This window comes from Streptomyces sp. NPDC030798, assembly GCF_055572275.1.
The window spans coordinates 494,013-508,682 of the sequence record NZ_JBVIDR010000001.1; the positions used below are offsets into that span (position 1 = coordinate 494,013).

The 14,670-nt window shown below is 74.1% G+C and carries 11 protein-coding genes; 8 read left to right on the plus strand and 3 right to left on the minus strand.

Annotated features, from left to right (window positions below; all coding sequences use genetic code 11):
- Window positions 1-70 precede the first annotated feature (70 nt).
- Complete coding sequence (locus ACZ404_RS02260) at window positions 71-952, plus strand: hypothetical protein (RefSeq protein ID WP_468435835.1); 882 nt, start codon at window positions 71-73, stop codon at window positions 950-952.
- A 66-nt stretch (window positions 953-1,018) separates the two neighbouring features.
- Here ACZ404_RS02260 and ACZ404_RS02265 read toward each other — a convergent pair whose 3' ends face one another.
- Entirely contained in the window at window positions 1,019-1,201 is a 183-nt protein-coding gene (locus tag ACZ404_RS02265; protein ID WP_468435375.1) for a hypothetical protein, read from the minus strand.
- Window positions 1,202-1,591: 390 nt separating this feature from the next.
- On the opposite strand from ACZ404_RS02265, the gene ACZ404_RS02270 reads away from it, so the two are divergent.
- A complete protein-coding gene (locus ACZ404_RS02270; RefSeq protein WP_468435376.1) occupies window positions 1,592-4,351 on the plus strand; it encodes a DEAD/DEAH box helicase in 2,760 nt (919 codons plus the stop codon).
- Complete coding sequence (locus ACZ404_RS02275; RefSeq protein WP_468435377.1) at window positions 4,348-5,619, plus strand: SWIM zinc finger family protein; 1,272 nt, start codon at window positions 4,348-4,350, stop codon at window positions 5,617-5,619. Before ACZ404_RS02270 ends, ACZ404_RS02275 begins: the two co-directional genes overlap by 4 nt.
- 56 nt (window positions 5,620-5,675) lie before the next feature.
- Here the strand turns inward: ACZ404_RS02275 and ACZ404_RS02280 are convergent, their stop codons facing one another.
- Entirely contained in the window at window positions 5,676-6,179 is a 504-nt protein-coding gene (locus ACZ404_RS02280; RefSeq protein ID WP_468435378.1) for a hypothetical protein, read from the minus strand.
- Window positions 6,180-6,332: 153 nt separating this feature from the next.
- Window positions 6,333-7,499 (minus strand): xylose isomerase, encoded by a 1,167-nt coding sequence (gene xylA, locus ACZ404_RS02285; protein ID WP_468435379.1) that lies wholly within the window; start codon window positions 7,497-7,499, stop codon window positions 6,333-6,335.
- Window positions 7,500-7,679: 180 nt separating this feature from the next.
- Here xylA and xylB point away from each other — a divergent pair, with 180 nt between their 5' ends.
- The 5 genes from xylB to exaC all read left to right on the plus strand — a co-directional run bounded on the left by xylB (window position 7,680) and on the right by exaC (window position 14,630).
- Window positions 7,680-9,125: a xylulokinase gene (gene xylB / locus ACZ404_RS02290; RefSeq protein WP_468435380.1), complete on the plus strand. Its 1,446-nt coding sequence runs from the start codon at window positions 7,680-7,682 to the stop codon at window positions 9,123-9,125.
- Between the two features lie 45 nt (window positions 9,126-9,170).
- Complete coding sequence (locus tag ACZ404_RS02295; RefSeq protein WP_468435381.1) at window positions 9,171-10,379, plus strand: ROK family protein; 1,209 nt, start codon at window positions 9,171-9,173, stop codon at window positions 10,377-10,379.
- A 541-nt stretch (window positions 10,380-10,920) separates the two neighbouring features.
- Window positions 10,921-11,523 (plus strand): N-acetylmuramoyl-L-alanine amidase, encoded by a 603-nt coding sequence (locus tag ACZ404_RS02300; protein WP_468435382.1) that lies wholly within the window; start codon window positions 10,921-10,923, stop codon window positions 11,521-11,523.
- Window positions 11,524-11,602: 79 nt separating this feature from the next.
- Window positions 11,603-13,030, plus strand: coding sequence for a winged helix-turn-helix domain-containing protein (locus ACZ404_RS02305; RefSeq protein ID WP_468435837.1), 1,428 nt, complete (start codon window positions 11,603-11,605; stop codon window positions 13,028-13,030).
- A gap of 76 nt (window positions 13,031-13,106) precedes the next feature.
- A complete protein-coding gene (exaC, locus tag ACZ404_RS02310; RefSeq protein WP_468435383.1) occupies window positions 13,107-14,630 on the plus strand; it encodes an acetaldehyde dehydrogenase ExaC in 1,524 nt (507 codons plus the stop codon).
- Window positions 14,631-14,670: the final 40 nt, after the last annotated feature.

Below are 14,670 nucleotides of genomic sequence, written 5' to 3' on the forward strand. Positions count from 1 at the left end.
GCGGAGTCGTGACAAGCGCCTTCCGCTCGCACTAGGGTGCGCGCCGATGGACCAACCACTGGAGGCAGGGATGGCCGGGACGGACGAGGAGGCCGTCGCCGCCGCGGACGAGGCGCTGTATGTGCTCACGGCGGTGCTGCTGACGCCTGCGCAGTTTCCGAGCGTGCTGGGCGACGACTACCCGGAGGCCTGCGCGGCGCTGGGCCTGGCGCCGCGCGCCGACGGATACGGGCTGGTGCTCGGACAGGACGGCGACGGGGCGCGCTGGACCGTCGTCATCGACGACGTCTCGCTGGTCGCCGTGGCGATCGCGTCCTGGGACTGCGGCATGGAGTACGAACTGTCGCCGGACGAGCGCACGGTCGTGGCCGCTCTGCCCGGGTGGCCGCTGGCCGTGGCCGTCGCCGCCCCCGGGGTGCCCGCGCCGCACGATCCCGACCCCGAGGACGCGGGCCGGCCCGCCCTGGCCCCGCCCGACACCACCACCTGGGGACCGGCTCAGCGACGCCTGGGCGCCGATGAGATCGCCCTGCAGTGGGCGGTGTGGCGGGAGCAGCTCGGCGAGGACTACTTCCCGTCCCCCGAGGAGCAGGCGAAGCGAGCGGCCTCGGCGGACGGCCACGGGGCCGCGGCAGAGGGAGAAGAGCCCTCGGCGGACGGTGAGGAGAGCCGGCCCAACGACGGCCATCGGAGTGTCCGGCGGGTGCTGGCGGAGGCGCGTGCCTACATCGACTCGCCGCCGCCGCTCGGCCGGGTGCGCTCGTCCTTCGCGCCGGGCGACGCCCGTACGCTGCGCGCCGACGGGCCCGGCTGGTCGATCGTGGCCCGCACCGACGACATCGCGTTCGTCCTGCTCGACGAGAGCCCCGGCGAGGTGGTGCCGGTGGGCCGGGGCCCCGAGCTGCCCGGCCTCCTCGAGGCGCTCGACAAGATGGCCGTACGGCCCATCTGAATCCCCGGAGCCCCCGGGGAGCCGCCCCACTCGGAGACGCGGCCCCCGGCGGCGGCCCGGAGCCCCTCAGCGGCCGAGTTCCTTGCGCGCAACCCGGCGGAGCCGGCGCCGCTGCGAGGGGTCCAGCGTGAGATACGCGGCGGCCGGAACCCCCACCACGATGAGGAACGCCACCCACCAGGGCAGCCATATCAGCAGGATCAGACCGACCGCGACGCCCCCTGCGGCGATCTTCGCGTTCTTGGACATGAACGTCGCCTCCTCCGCGGCCCTCCGCCGCTCTCTGTTCAGAAAACGGTCGCGCCCTCCTCGCGGTTCCGCACCTGGACCCTGAGACATCCCTGACCCTGGCCCCTAGTGGTCCAGGTCACAGCAAAGGCGTTCAGGATCGGCTCTTCCCTTGCTGTACCCTCGGCGACTCCGAGGCGAGTAGTCAAGTTTGAGGAGTGCTGCAGAGCTGTGCAGAGGATCCCTACGGCACCACCCTCCGGTCCCCCCTCCGCATTACGTTCCGACCCGCCCGCCAGTCCACCCTCCGATGCGTCCGCCGATCCGTCCGCCGGTCTCTCCTCCGACCTGTCCGAACTGGCCCGCTGCTGCCCCGTCTTCCTACCGTCCGACCCACCGCGCGCCGGCCTGATGGCCTTCTGGCGGGCGGACGGCCGAGCCCTGCCGGCCGTCGGCCGGGGCGTGGTCTCCGAGCTGGACCTGGTGGTGCCCACGCCCGGCCGGGGTGTCGAGAGGGTGCGGCGGCCGGCCCTGCTGCTGCCGGTGTGCACGGCACTCCCCGTGCTCACGCGGGCGCGTGCCGAGCAGGAAAGTCACCGGGCCGCTGCTTTCTGGGGCTCGGCAGGCCTGCTCGCCCTGCACCTGCTGGCGCGCGGGCTGCTCCTGCCCGGCCTCTCCCCGGGCGATCACGACGCCTGGCGGGTGGGTCCGCTGTCCGCGCGCGATGCGGAACGGGTCCGCGAACTCGCCGCTGCCATGCCTCCGGCGGCGCACGCCGTTCCGCTCACCGCCGATGGTCCGCCGCGGCTGCCCGATCCCGAGCGGCTGCTGCGCGCCTTTCTGGACGCGGTCGCCGACACGCTGCCCCGCTCCCCCGCCGCGCCCCTGGTGACGGGCGGTGCTGCGTTCGCGGCGCCGGAGCCGCAGCATCTGCCCGGCCTGCGGGCGTGGGCCGACGACCTCGACGCGGGTCATGACGCGGGCCTCCGGCTGTCGCTGCGCGTGGAGGCGTTGGGCCTGCACGAAGCCGTAGCCGGGGAGGACGCTCCGGTGCGGTTCCGTGCCGTGCTCCAGGTGCACGGGGTGAGCGAGCCGGCGGACGTCGTGGACGCCACCGGCCTGTGGGCGCTTCCGGAAGCCGCGTCCGAGGAGTCCGGCCCCCGCGCGCGGGCGGCCACGCTGCTGGCCCTGCGCCGGGCGGCCCGGGTCTGGCCGCCGCTGACTCCGCTGCTCTCCGCCGCTGTTCCCGACGCCGTGGATCTGGCCGACGAGGAGATCGCCGAGCTCCTCGGTGAGGGCGCCGGGGCGCTGGCCGCCGCGGGAGTCGACGTGCACTGGCCGAAGGAGCTGTCGCACGAGCTGACCGCGCACGCGGCCGTCGGCCCGGCGGACGAGGAGGCGGCGGCGCTGCCGTCGTTCCTGCCGGCCGATGCCCTGCTCACGTTGCGCTGGTCGTTCGCACTGGGCGGGCGGGAGTTGTCGCGCGAGGAACTGGACTGGCTCGCGGAGGCCAAGCGCCCTCTGGTCCGGCTGCGCGACCGATGGGTTCTGGTCGACCCCCGGGAGGCGGAACGCGCCCGTGCCCGGCAGGAGCGCCCCGTCAGCCCGGTGGAGGCGCTGGCGGCCGCTCTGGCGGGCTCCACCGAGGTCGACGGCCACCGGGTCGACGTACGGGCCTCGGGGTGGCCGGCGCGCTTGCGGGAGCGGCTCGTGGAGCCCGAGGCGGCCGCAGAGCCCGCCGAGCCGCCCCCCGGCCTGGCCGCCACGCTGCGGGACTATCAGCTGCGCGGCCTCGGCTGGCTGGCCCGCACGACCGCCCTCGGGCTCGGCTGCTGTCTGGCCGACGACATGGGCCTCGGGAAGACGGTCACCCTGATCGCGCTCCACGTGCACCGGCAGGCGGACCCCTCGTCGGCCGGCCCGACGCTGGTGGTCTGCCCGGCGTCCCTGCTGGGCAACTGGCAGCGTGAGATCGAGCGGTTCGCACCCGGGGTCCCGGTCCGCCGGTACCACGGGTCCGGACGGCGTCTCGAAGCCCTGGCCGACGGCGAGTTCGTGCTCACCACCTACGGCACGATGCGCCTGGACGCCGAGCGGCTGGCGGGGGTGCCCTGGGGCCTGGTGGTGGCCGACGAGGCGCAGCATGTGAAGAACCCGTACGCGGCGACCGCGCGGGCGCTGCGGTCCATCGGCGCACGCGCGCGCGTGGCGCTCACGGGCACACCGGTGGAGAACAACCTCACGGAGCTCTGGGCGATCCTCGACTGGACCACACCGGGGCTGCTCGGCCGTCTCGGCTCCTTCCGCGCACGGTATGCGCAGCCCGTCGAGGGCGGCCGGGATCCGGCTGCCGCCGAGCAGCTCGCGCGGCTCTTGCGGCCGTTCCTGCTGCGTCGAAGGAAGTCCGACCCGGGCATCGCGCCGGAACTGCCGCCCAAGACCGAGACCGACCACCCGGTGGCCCTGACGCACGAGCAGGCGGCCCTGTACGAGGCGTTGGTCCGCGAGACGCTCGACCGGATCGCGGGGGCCGATGACATGGCCCGCCGCGGTTTGATCATGAAACTGCTGACCGGGCTGAAGCAGATCTGCAACCACCCGGCGCAGTTCCTCAAGGAGGACGGTCCGAGGCTCGCGGGCCGCTCGGGGAAGCTGGAACTGCTGGACGAACTGCTCGACACCGTCCTGGCCGAGGGATCGGGGGTGCTGGTCTTCACCCAGTACGTGCGGATGGCCCGGCTGCTCGCCCGGCATCTGACGGCCCGTGGAGTGCCGTCCCAGCTGTTGCACGGCGGCACCCCGGTGGCCGAGCGGGAGGAGCTGGTGTGCCGTTTCCAGGACGGCGAGGTACCCGTGTTCCTTTTGTCCCTGAAGGCCGCGGGCACGGGTCTGAACCTCACCCGGGCCGAGCATGTCGTGCACTACGACCGCTGGTGGAACCCCGCGGTGGAGGCACAGGCCACCGACCGCGCGTACCGCATCGGGCAGACCCGTCCGGTGCAGGTGCACCGGTTGATCGCCGAGGGCACGGTCGAGGACCGCATCGCGGAGATGCTCGGCCGCAAGCGGGAGTTGGCGGACGCGGTGCTCGGTGGCGGGGAGGCCGCGCTGACGGAGCTGACGGACGCGGAACTGGCCGCGCTGGTGGAACTGCGCGGGGAGGCGCGATGAGCCGTGACGAGCACGCGCGGGACCGGCGCCCGGAGCGCACGTTCGCGGCCCTGCCGCCCGCGCGTGGGTGGGGGTTCGCGCGGACCTGGTGGGGCCGCGCCTGGCTGGCGGGGCTGGAGGACGCTGCTCTGGAACCGGCCGCGGTGAAGGCGGGGCGCCGGCTCGCGCGCGCGGGCGGTGTGGGAGCGGTGACCGTTCGGCCGGGCCGGGTCACCGCCGTCGTCCGCGACACCGACGGCGCGGCGCACCGCGCCGACGTCCTCGTGCCCGAGCTGTCCGAGGAGCAGTGGATCCGGTTTCTGGACCTGGCTGTCGAGCAGGCGGGGCATCTCGCCGCGCTCCTCGACGGGGAACTGCCCTCGCACCTGATCGAGGACGCGGCGATCCGCGGAGTCGACCTCCTGCCGGGTTCGCTCGATCTGGAACCTGAGTGCGGCTGCGGCTCCTGGGACCACTGCGGGCACACCGCCGCCCTGTGCCACCAGGTGGCCGGGCTCCTGGACGAGGATCCGTTCGTGCTGCTGCTCCTGCGCGGCCGGACACGGAGTGCGCTGCTGGAGGCGCTGCATGTGCGAAGCGTTCCGGCCCCCGGCCTGCCGGCCGAGGGCGTGGACGCGGCCGAAGCCTGGGCGGCCGCGGGCATCCTGCCTCCGCTGCCCCCTGTGCCGGACCTCCCCGAGTCACCGGGCGGACCGGCGTCCTTCGTCGCCGAGACGGCGCCGGTGCCCGGGATCGACCCGGCGGCGCTGGAGCACCTGGCCGCGAGCACGGCCGTAGCGGCGCACCGACTGCTCGCGCAGACCCTCGACGGACGGCGGGCCACCGGCATGGATGTGTCCGCCGCCGTGGACGTGGTCCGTCTCGCCGACGGGCAGGTGCCCGACGCGGTCGCCGACCGGCTCGCCGAAGGGTCGGGGCGTGGCCGCGGGGGTTTGGCGGTGGCTGTCCGCGCCTGGCGGACCGGTGGTGCCTCGGCGCTGGCGGTGCTCGACGAGGAGTGGCAGGTGGAGGGCGCCGCACTCGCACGCGCGCGTGCGGCGCTGGAGGCGGCCTGGGAGGCGGACGAGCGTCCGGTGTTCCGGCGCAGCGGCAACCGGTGGACGCTTCGCGGCGAGGGCGTTCAGCTACGCCTCGGCCAGGACGGGCGCTGGTGGCCGTACCGCTGGGAGCAGGGCCGTTGGGTTCCGGCCGGTGGTGCCGGCCTGGACCCTGCGACCGCCCTGGTCATGGCGCGGCCCGGCGTGGACCCTCCGTCCGCAGACAGCTGAGCGCGCGTGAACCACGACGTGCCCGCACTCGCCGGAACGCCCCTGTGAGACGCGCGTCAGGGCAGTTCGTCCGAGAGGGAGGGCAGGAGCGTTTTCAGGTCGCTCGGTACGGCCGTGGGCAACCGCGAGGGCAGATCCGTGGGCAACCGCGAGGACAGATCCGTGGGCAGCAACGAAGGCAGCCCTGACGGCAGTTCGGTCGGCAGCCGGCTCGGCAGCTCCGTGGGCAGGCTGAAGGACGCCCCGGGAGACGGGCCGGTGCCGGTGCCGCCCCCTGCCGGGCCCTTGTCGTCTCCCGAGCCGTGGCCCCGCGAGGCGATCAGCACCACGACAAGGACCACGGCGGCGGCCACCAGGACCGCCAGGGCGCCGAACAGGGGGCCGCGGCCCCGCCGCCCGGGCGGCGCAGGCCACGATTGCTCCGGCTCGCCCTCGGCGGGCGGGTCGTAGCCTCCGGGCGGTGGCGGGCCGTAGCCCCCGGGCGGTGGGCCGAAACCGCCGGGCGGCGGGGTGCCGTCCGGCGGGTCGGGCGGCATGGGAGGTACGGGCGGCAGCGACATGCCCTCCAGAGTCGCCGCCGCCCGGGCGCGAGGCCACCCGCGCGCGGAAGCTGATACCGGCTCACGTCTCGGACCGTACGATTCCGTCGCATCCCTGACGCGGGTCCGACGAGCCTGCGCGCAGCGCGCGTGCACGCGCGCGTGCGGGTGTGCTCAGCCCCGCGCGCCCAGCAGGTGGTCCATCGCGAGCTGGTCGAGCTGCTCGAAGGCCATCCCGCGCGCGGCGGCCGCCTCCACGTCGAAGTCCTCGAAGGCGGTGCGGTCGGCGAGCAGGGCCTCGAGGCCGTCCGCCGCGGTCGGCTGGGCCAGCTCGTCCAGCCGCGAGGCGCGCAGCGCTGCCTGGACCTCCGGGTCGGCCCGGAAGGCCGCGGAGCGCTCCTTGAGGATGAGGTAGTTGCGCATGCAGCCGGCCGCCGACGCCCACACGCCGTCGAGGTCCTCGGTCCGCGGCGGCTTGAAGTCGAAGTGGCGCGGGCCCGTGTAGCCGGCGCTCTCCAGCAGGTCGACGAGCCAGAACGCGGCGCGCAGGTCACCGGCGCCGAAGCGCAGGTCCTGGTCGTACTTGATGCCGGACTGGCCGTTGAGGTCGATGTGGAAGAGCTTGCCCGCCCACAGGGCCTGGGCGATGCCGTGCGGGAAGTTGAGCCCGGCCATCTGCTCGTGGCCGACCTCCGGGTTCACGCCGTACAGCTCGGGGCGCTCCAGGCGCTCGATGAAGGCCAGCGCGTGACCGACGGTGGGCAGCAGGATGTCGCCGCGCGGCTCGTTGGGCTTGGGCTCGATGGCGAAGCGGAGGTCGTAGCCCTGGGAGGTGACGTACTCGCCGAGGAGGTCGAAGGCCTCCTTCATGCGGTCGAGGGCGACGCGCACGTCCTTGGCTGCGCCGGACTCGGCGCCCTCGCGGCCGCCCCAGGCGACGTACGTCTTCGCGCCGAGTTCGACGGCCAGGTCGATGTTGCGGATCGTCTTGCGCAGCGCGTAGCGGCGCACGTCGCGGTCGTTGGCGGTGAACGCGCCGTCCTTGAAGACGGGGTGCGTGAAGAGGTTCGTGGTGGCCATCGGGACGGTCAGGCCGGTCGCGTCGAGAGCCTGGCGGAAGCGCTTGATGTGGGACTCGCGCTCGGCGTCGGTGGACCCGAAGGGGATCAGGTCGTCGTCGTGGAAGGTGACCCCGTAGGCGCCGAGCTCGGCCAGGCGCTGCACCGTCTCGACCGGGTCGAGGGCGCGGCGCGTGGCGTCGCCGAACGGGTCCCTTCCCTGCCAGCCGACGGTCCACAGGCCGAAGGTGAACCTGTCCTCGGAGGTGGGCTGGTAGCTCATGCCGCGGCTCCTTGCTGGGTACGACTATTTCGTCATGGCCGTTTACAAATTAGTATGCGGACGCACCTCTGGGAAGAGACAAAGTGTCTTTGCCGACAAGGTGTCTTTGATGGATGTCTAGCCAGATGTCTTTGCCGGCTCACAGGACGCCCCCGCAGAGCCGCGGAAGAGGAGAGCCCGATGTCAGCAGCCGAGGGTCCGCTCGTCGTGGGTGTGGACACGTCCACCCAGTCCACGAAGGCGCTGGTCGTCGACGTGGCGACCGGGGAGGTCGTGGCGAGCGGCCAGGCGTCCCACACCGTGTCCTCCGGTGCGGGCCGGGAGAGTGATCCGCGCCAGTGGTGGGAGGCGATGTGCGAGGCGCTGCGCCAGTGCGGTGAGCCGGCGCACGAGGCCGCCGCGGTGTCGATCGGCGGCCAGCAGCACGGCCTGGTCACCCTGGACGAGCGGGGCGAGCCGGTGCGCCCGGCGCTGCTGTGGAACGACGTCCGCTCGGCGCCGCAGGCCCGCCGGCTCGTCGAGGAGCTGGGCGGTGCGAAGGCCTGGGCGGAGCGCACCGGCAGCGTGCCGGGGGCGTCGTTCACGGTGACGAAGTGGGCGTGGCTGGCCGAGCACGAGCCGGAGGCGGTCCGCGCCACCCGGGCGGTGCGCCTCCCCCACGACTACCTGACCGAGCGCCTCACCGGCCAGGGCACCACCGATCGCGGCGACGCCTCCGGCACCGGCTGGTGGGCGTCCGGTACGGAGGCGTACGACGAGGAGACGCTGGCGCACATCGGGCTCGACCCGGCGCTGCTGCCCCGCGTGGTGCGGCCGGGGGAGGTGGCGGGCACCGTGCGCGACAGTCACGACCTGCCGTTCTCCAAGGGCACCCTCGTGGCGCCCGGTACGGGGGACAACGCGGCGGCGGCGCTGGGCCTCGGACTGCGGCCGGGCACGCCGGTGCTGAGCCTCGGCACGTCGGGCACGGTGTACGCCGTCTCCCGGCACCGCCCGGCCGACCCGACCGGGACGGTGGCGGGCTTCGCCGACGCGCACGGGGACTGGCTGCCACTGGCCTGCACCCTGAACTGCACCCTCGCCGTGGACCGCGTCGCGGCTCTGCTGGGGCTGGACCGCGAGGCCGTCGAGCCCGGCACTTCCGTCACCCTGCTGCCGTACCTGGACGGCGAGCGCACTCCGAACCTGCCGAACGCCTCCGGCCTGCTGCACGGACTGCGGCACGACACGACCGCCGGCCAGCTGCTGCAGGCGGCCTACGACGGTGCGGTGCACGCGCTGCTCGGCGCGCTCGACCTGGTCCTGGACGAGGACGCGGACCGCAGCGCCCCGCTGCTGCTCATCGGCGGCGGGGCTCGCGGAACCGCCTGGCAGCAGACGGTACGGCGGCTGTCCGGGCGGCCGGTCCAGGTGCCCCGGGCCGGGGAGCTGGTGGCCCTCGGGGCGGCGGCGCAGGCGGCGGGCCTGCTGACCGGCGAGGACCCGTCCGCGGTCGCCCGGCGCTGGAACACGGCGGCGGGCCCGGTGCTGGAGGCCGTGGAGCCGGACCGGGCGGCGCTCGACCGGATCAGCGGGGTACTCTCCGACGCGGCCCCGCTGCTGGAGCGGGCCACGGACGCGCACTGAGCCCGGCCCGACGCCGGGCCGGCGACAGCGAGGACTGAGGGAGGCATGACCGCACCGCCGCACGACGGCCGCCTGCCCGGCCCCGGCCGGTCTCTGCCGGACACCCAGCAGGGCATGCGCCGCCGCAACCTGTCCCGGGTGATGCACGCCGTCGGTGCGGAGGGTCCGCTGTCGCGGGCCGCGGTCGCCTCACGGATCGGGCTGACCCGGGCGGCGGTGTCGACCCTGGTGGACGAACTGATCCGCCGGGGGCTGCTGGAGGAGCTGGGTCCGGAACGGCCGGGCCGGGTGGGCCGTCCCGGTTCGGCGCTCGCGGTCAGCGGGCGCGGTCCGGCCGGCATCGGGGCGGAGATCGGCGTCGATCACCTCGCGGTGTGCGCGGTCGATCTGCGCGGCACGCTGCGGGCGCGGGCCGTGCGGCGCGGCGCGAACCGCGGCCGGGCTCCCGGGCCGGTGATCGAGGAGCTGACGGCACTGGTCCACCAGGTCGTGGCCGAGGCGGACCGGGAGGGCCTGTGGCCCGCCGGGCTCGCGGTCGCCGTGCCCGGACTGGTGGCCCGGGACGGCCGTACGGTCGTGCGTGCTCCGAACCTCGACTGGCGCGAGGCGGACCTCGGTCCTCTGCTGCCCGGGGGCCTGCCCCTGACCGTGGACAACGAGGCGAACTTCGGCGCTCTCGCCGAGCTGTGGCTCGGCACCGGCACCCCGCGCGACTTCCTGCACGTTTCGGCCGAGATCGGCATCGGCGCCGCGGTCGTCGTGGACGGCCGCTTGCTGCGCGGCACCCGGGGCTTCGCCGGCGAGCTGGGCCATGTGCCGGTGCGCCCGGACGGGCCCGCCTGTCCGTGCGGGGGGCGCGGCTGTCTGGAGCAGTACGCGGGTGAGGAGGCGGTGCTGCGCGCCGCCGGTCTGGAGCCGCGCGAGGACCTGGTCGGACTGCTCGCGGAACGGGCAGAGACGGGTGACGAGGCGGTACGAGGGGCGCTGCAGGACGCCGGTACGGCCCTGGGCATCGCCCTGACCGGGGCCGTGAACCTCCTCGACCCCGAGACGGTCGTGCTGGGCGGTGCCCTCGCAGGCCTCTCCCCCTGGCTCCTGCCCTCCCTGGAAGCCGAGCTGACGGGCCGTACGACGGGGCCGGCCTGCCCGGTGGCGGTGTCCGGGCTGGGCCCCGAGGGCCCGCTGCTGGGCGCCGCCCACTCGGTCGTCCGCACGGTGCTCGACGATCCGGCGTCGGTGGCGGAACGGCCCTGACGGCCTCCTTCGGCAGGTCGGGATCACTCGATCGGGTGGCCGAGTTGTCCACAGTTCGTGGGATGTCCACGGATGCGCGGCACGTTCTTCTGCCCAACTCCCCCGCGCCGTACCGTGATTCGCACGAGGCGCAACCGCCGGTCCTCTCCCGGTGGTGCGCCCGCCGGGCGAGGGAACGGACCCTCGCCGAGTGAGAGTGTGCTGACACGCATCGGGGGAGCCATGCACGCCGAGACCCAGTCCCTGCACCGGCCTTGTACGCCCACCCTGCGGCCGCCACCGCGGATGCGGCCTCGGACCACATCGCGCATTCGCCCGCGGACTGTGTGGGCTGGACGCGTGTCGGTTCGCAACCCCGGCGGACGCCCGGTCGTTGGCCGCCGTGTGCGACACCGACCGCGCGTGCGGGACCGGGCTCCGCGAGGAGTGGCTGCCCGCCGTGGGGACCCCACCGCCGCGCCGGGCCCCCTCGCCCGCGGCGGCGTACGGGTCGCACCGGCATGCGACACCCCCCACACCCGCTTCCGAAAGGCAGCCGACGATGGACACCCACCGGCCCGGACCACAGCTCGGCAGACGACACGTTCTGAAGGGAGCGGTCCTCTCCGCCGTCCCCTTCGCCCTGTTCCCCGGCACCCGCGCGGGCGCGCGGGAAGCCGTCGACTACCCGCCGGCCGACTGGCAGCCGGCGTACTCCGGGAACTACACCTCCTCCTCCCGCCCCGGGTCCTACGCCGTCGACCGTGTGATCATCCACGTCACGCAGGAGACGTACGCCGACACCCTGGCCATCTTCCGGGACCCGGAGAGGGCGGTGTCCGCGCACTACCTGGTCCGCTCGGCGGACGGACACGTCGCCCAGTGCGTCCGTGAGGCGGACATCGCCTGGCACGCGGGCAACTGGGGCTACAACACCCGCAGCATCGGCATCGAACACGAGGGCTGGGACGACCAGCCCGGCTACTTCACCAACGCCCTCTACGAGCAGTCCGCCCGGCTGACGGCGGCGATCTGCGCCCACTACGGCATTCCCAAGGACAGGGAGCACATCATCGGCCACTACCAGGTGCCGGGCACCGACCACACCGATCCCGGTCCCTACTGGGACTGGGTCCGCTACATCAGACTGGTCAATTTCGCCTAGGCGGGCGTCGGACCGGTTGTCCGCACCGGCACGGCGCGTGACGATGGGCGCAACCGTTGCGCCGTCCCGGGAGGACGAGTTGACCGATCCATGGGTGGCCCTGGAGCCGGGGGCCGACCCTGCCGAGCGTGCACGGGCGCTGCGCCGGGCGCACGAGACGTTCACCAGGGCGGGGACGGTGCCGCGCCCGGTGCGGTCGGTGGTGGCCGAGTCCTGGCGGCGCAGCGCGCGAGCCGGTGTGGGTCCGGACGGCACCGCGAGCGTGGAGCTGACCGACGGCGACCTCGGCGCCTACCGGGCCGAACACCCGCTGGCCCGGGTGATGCCGCTGTTCCGGGAGCTGATGGGGACGTTCGCCGCCGACGGCGAGCATCTGCTCGCGGTGTGCGACGCACACGGCAGGCTGCTGTGGGTGGAGGGGCATCCGGCGACCCGGCGCCGGGCCGACCGGATGAACTTCGTGCCGGGGGCGCGCTGGTCGGAGACGGCGGTGGGCACCAACGCGCCGGGGACCGCGGTCGCGGTGGACCGGCCGGTGCAGGTGTTCGCGGCGGAGCACTTCATACGGCGGGTGCAGCCGTGGACCTGTGCCGCCGCGCCGGTGCACGATCCGCACACCGGCCGGGTCCTCGGGGCGGTGGACATCACCGGGGGCGACGGGCTGGCGCATCCGCACAGCCTGGGCTTCGTAAGGGCGGTGGCGCGGGCGGCCGAGTCGCAGCTGGCGCTGCTCGTCCCGCCCCGGCGGGCCGAGGACACCGCTCTGCTGTGCGCGCTGGGCCGCGACGAGGCCGAACTCCACCTGGGCGGGCGGCGGGTCAGGCTGAGCCGCCGGCACAGCGAGATCCTCGTCCTGCTCGCCCGGCATCCCGAGGGGCTGACCGGCGACGCGTTGCTGTGCGCGCTGTACGCGGACGAGTCGGTGACCCCGGTGACGCTGCGGGCGGAACTGGCCCGGCTGCGGCGGCTGGTGGGCACGGGGCTGCTCGCGTCACGGCCGTACCGGCTGACGGTGGCGGTCGAGTCCGACGTCACGGTGGTGGAGCGGCGGCTGGAGGCGGGTGCGCTCACGGCGGCTGCGGAGGCGTACACCGGCCCGCTGCTGCCGGGCTCGCAGGCCCCGGCGGTCGTACGGCTCCGTGCCCGTCTGGCCGGCGGTCTGCGGACGGCGCTGATCGCCCACCGAGACCCCGACCTGCTGGCCGACTGGGCGCACGCGCCATGGGGCGAGGACGATCTGGAGGTGTGGCGGGCCCTGGCGGCGGTGCGGCCCTCGGCTCCGGTGCGGGCACGGCTGGCCGCGCTGGAGACCGAGCTGGGCCTGTCGGCGGCACCGGCCCGGCGCGGTCTGCCCGCCGTACCGGCCCCGCGCGGTCTGCCCGCCGTACCGGGCGCCCGCGGTCTGCCCGCCGTACCGGGCGCGCGCGGTCTGCCCGCCGTACCGGGCGCGCGTCCGCCCGTAACGGGTCACCGGCAGCCACAGCCGCCGGTGGGCGGCGCAACGTAGGTGCAACGTCGGTCCGCCTAGCCTCACGCCGGAAGCTGCCCACGGCGGGCAGCGCTTCACCGGGAGGCAGACCAGCATGACCCGTTACGCGGCGCCCGGCACCGAGGGCGCGATCGTCTCCTACCAGGCGCGCTACGACCACTTCATCGGCGGTGCGTACGTGCCGCCGGCACGGGGGCAGTACTTCGAGAATCCGTCGCCGGTCAACGGCCGGCCGTTCACCGAGATCGCGCGCGGTACCGCGGAGGACGTGGAGCGGGCGCTGGACGCGGCGCACGAGGCGGCGCCCAGGTGGGGCCGTACGTCGGTGGCGGAGCGGTCCGACATCCTGCTGAAGATCGCCGATCGCATGCAGGCCCACCTCGAGCCCCTCGCGGTGGCCGAGAGCTGGGAGAACGGCAAGCCGGTGCGGGAGACGCTGGCGGCCGACATCCCGCTGGCCATCGACCACTTCCGCTACTTCGCGGGCGCCATCCGCGCGCAGGAGGGCTCGCTGGGCGAGATCGACGACGACACGGTGGCGTACCACTTCCACGAGCCGCTCGGGGTGGTCGCGCAGATCATCCCGTGGAACTTCCCGATCCTGATGGCCGCCTGGAAGCTCGCGCCGGCGATCGCTGCGGGCAACGCGGTCGTCCTCAAGCCCGCCGAGCAGACGCCGGCCTCCATCCACTACTGGATGAGCCTGATCGCCGACCTGCTGCCGCCGGGCGTGGTGAACATCGTCAACGGGTTCGGCGTGGAGGCGGGCAAGCCGCTGGCCTCCAGCCCGCGGGTGGCGAAGGTGGCGTTCACCGGGGAGACCACCACCGGGCGGCTGATCATGCAGTACGCCTCGGAGAACATCAAACCGGTCACCCTGGAGCTGGGCGGCAAGTCGCCGAACATCTTCTTCGACGACGTGTGGGCCCACGACGACGACTTCCGGGACAAGGCGCTCGAGGGCTTCACGATGTTCGCGCTCAACCAGGGCGAGGTGTGCACCTGTCCCTCCCGGGCGCTGGTCCAGCGCGGCCACTACGGCGAGTTCGTCGAGGCGGCCGTGGCGCGCACCCGGCAGATCACGCCGGGGCATCCCCTGGACACGGACACGATGATCGGCGCGCAGGCCTCCAACGACCAGCTGGAGAAGATCCTCTCCTACCTGGACATCGGCCGGCAGGAGGGCGCCAGGGTGCTCACCGGCGGCGAACGCATCGAGTACGACGGCGAGTTGAAGGGCGGCTACTACGTCCAGCCGACCATCTTCGAGGGCGACAACCGCATGCGGATCTTCCAGGAGGAGATCTTCGGCCCGGTCGTCTCGGTGGCTTCCTTCGGCGACTTCGACGACGCCATCAAGATCGCGAACGACACGCTGTACGGCCTCGGCGCGGGCGTGTGGACCCGGGACATCAACACCGCCTACCGCGCGGGCCGCGCGATCCAGGCGGGCCGCGTCTGGACCAACTGCTACCACGCCTACCCAGCACACGCGGCGTTCGGCGGCTACAAGCAGTCGGGGATCGGCCGGGAGACGCACAAGATGATGCTGGAGCACTATCAGCAGACCAAGAACCTGCTGGTGTCGTACTCGCCGAAGAAGCTGGGCTTCTTCTAGACACGAGCAAGGGGGGCGCGCCGGCGGCCCTGGCCCGGTC

What these genes read in the sequence shown, in the direction of transcription:
- ACZ404_RS02260 (WP_468435835.1), top strand. Translation starts at nt 71, where the DNA reads ATGGCCGGGACGGACGAGGAGGCCGTCGCCGCCGCGGACGAGGCGCTG.
- ACZ404_RS02265 (WP_468435375.1), bottom strand. Translation starts at nt 1,201, where the DNA reads ATGTCCAAGAACGCGAAGATCGCCGCAGGGGGCGTCGCGGTCGGTCTG.
- ACZ404_RS02270 (WP_468435376.1), top strand. Translation starts at nt 1,592, where the DNA reads ATGGCCTTCTGGCGGGCGGACGGCCGAGCCCTGCCGGCCGTCGGCCGG.
- ACZ404_RS02275 (WP_468435377.1), top strand. Translation starts at nt 4,348, where the DNA reads ATGAGCCGTGACGAGCACGCGCGGGACCGGCGCCCGGAGCGCACGTTC.
- ACZ404_RS02280 (WP_468435378.1), bottom strand. Translation starts at nt 6,179, where the DNA reads ATGTCGCTGCCGCCCGTACCTCCCATGCCGCCCGACCCGCCGGACGGC.
- xylA (WP_468435379.1), bottom strand. Translation starts at nt 7,499, where the DNA reads ATGAGCTACCAGCCCACCTCCGAGGACAGGTTCACCTTCGGCCTGTGG.
- xylB (WP_468435380.1), top strand. Translation starts at nt 7,680, where the DNA reads ATGTCAGCAGCCGAGGGTCCGCTCGTCGTGGGTGTGGACACGTCCACC.
- ACZ404_RS02295 (WP_468435381.1), top strand. Translation starts at nt 9,171, where the DNA reads ATGACCGCACCGCCGCACGACGGCCGCCTGCCCGGCCCCGGCCGGTCT.
- ACZ404_RS02300 (WP_468435382.1), top strand. Translation starts at nt 10,921, where the DNA reads ATGGACACCCACCGGCCCGGACCACAGCTCGGCAGACGACACGTTCTG.
- exaC (WP_468435383.1), top strand. Translation starts at nt 13,107, where the DNA reads ATGACCCGTTACGCGGCGCCCGGCACCGAGGGCGCGATCGTCTCCTAC.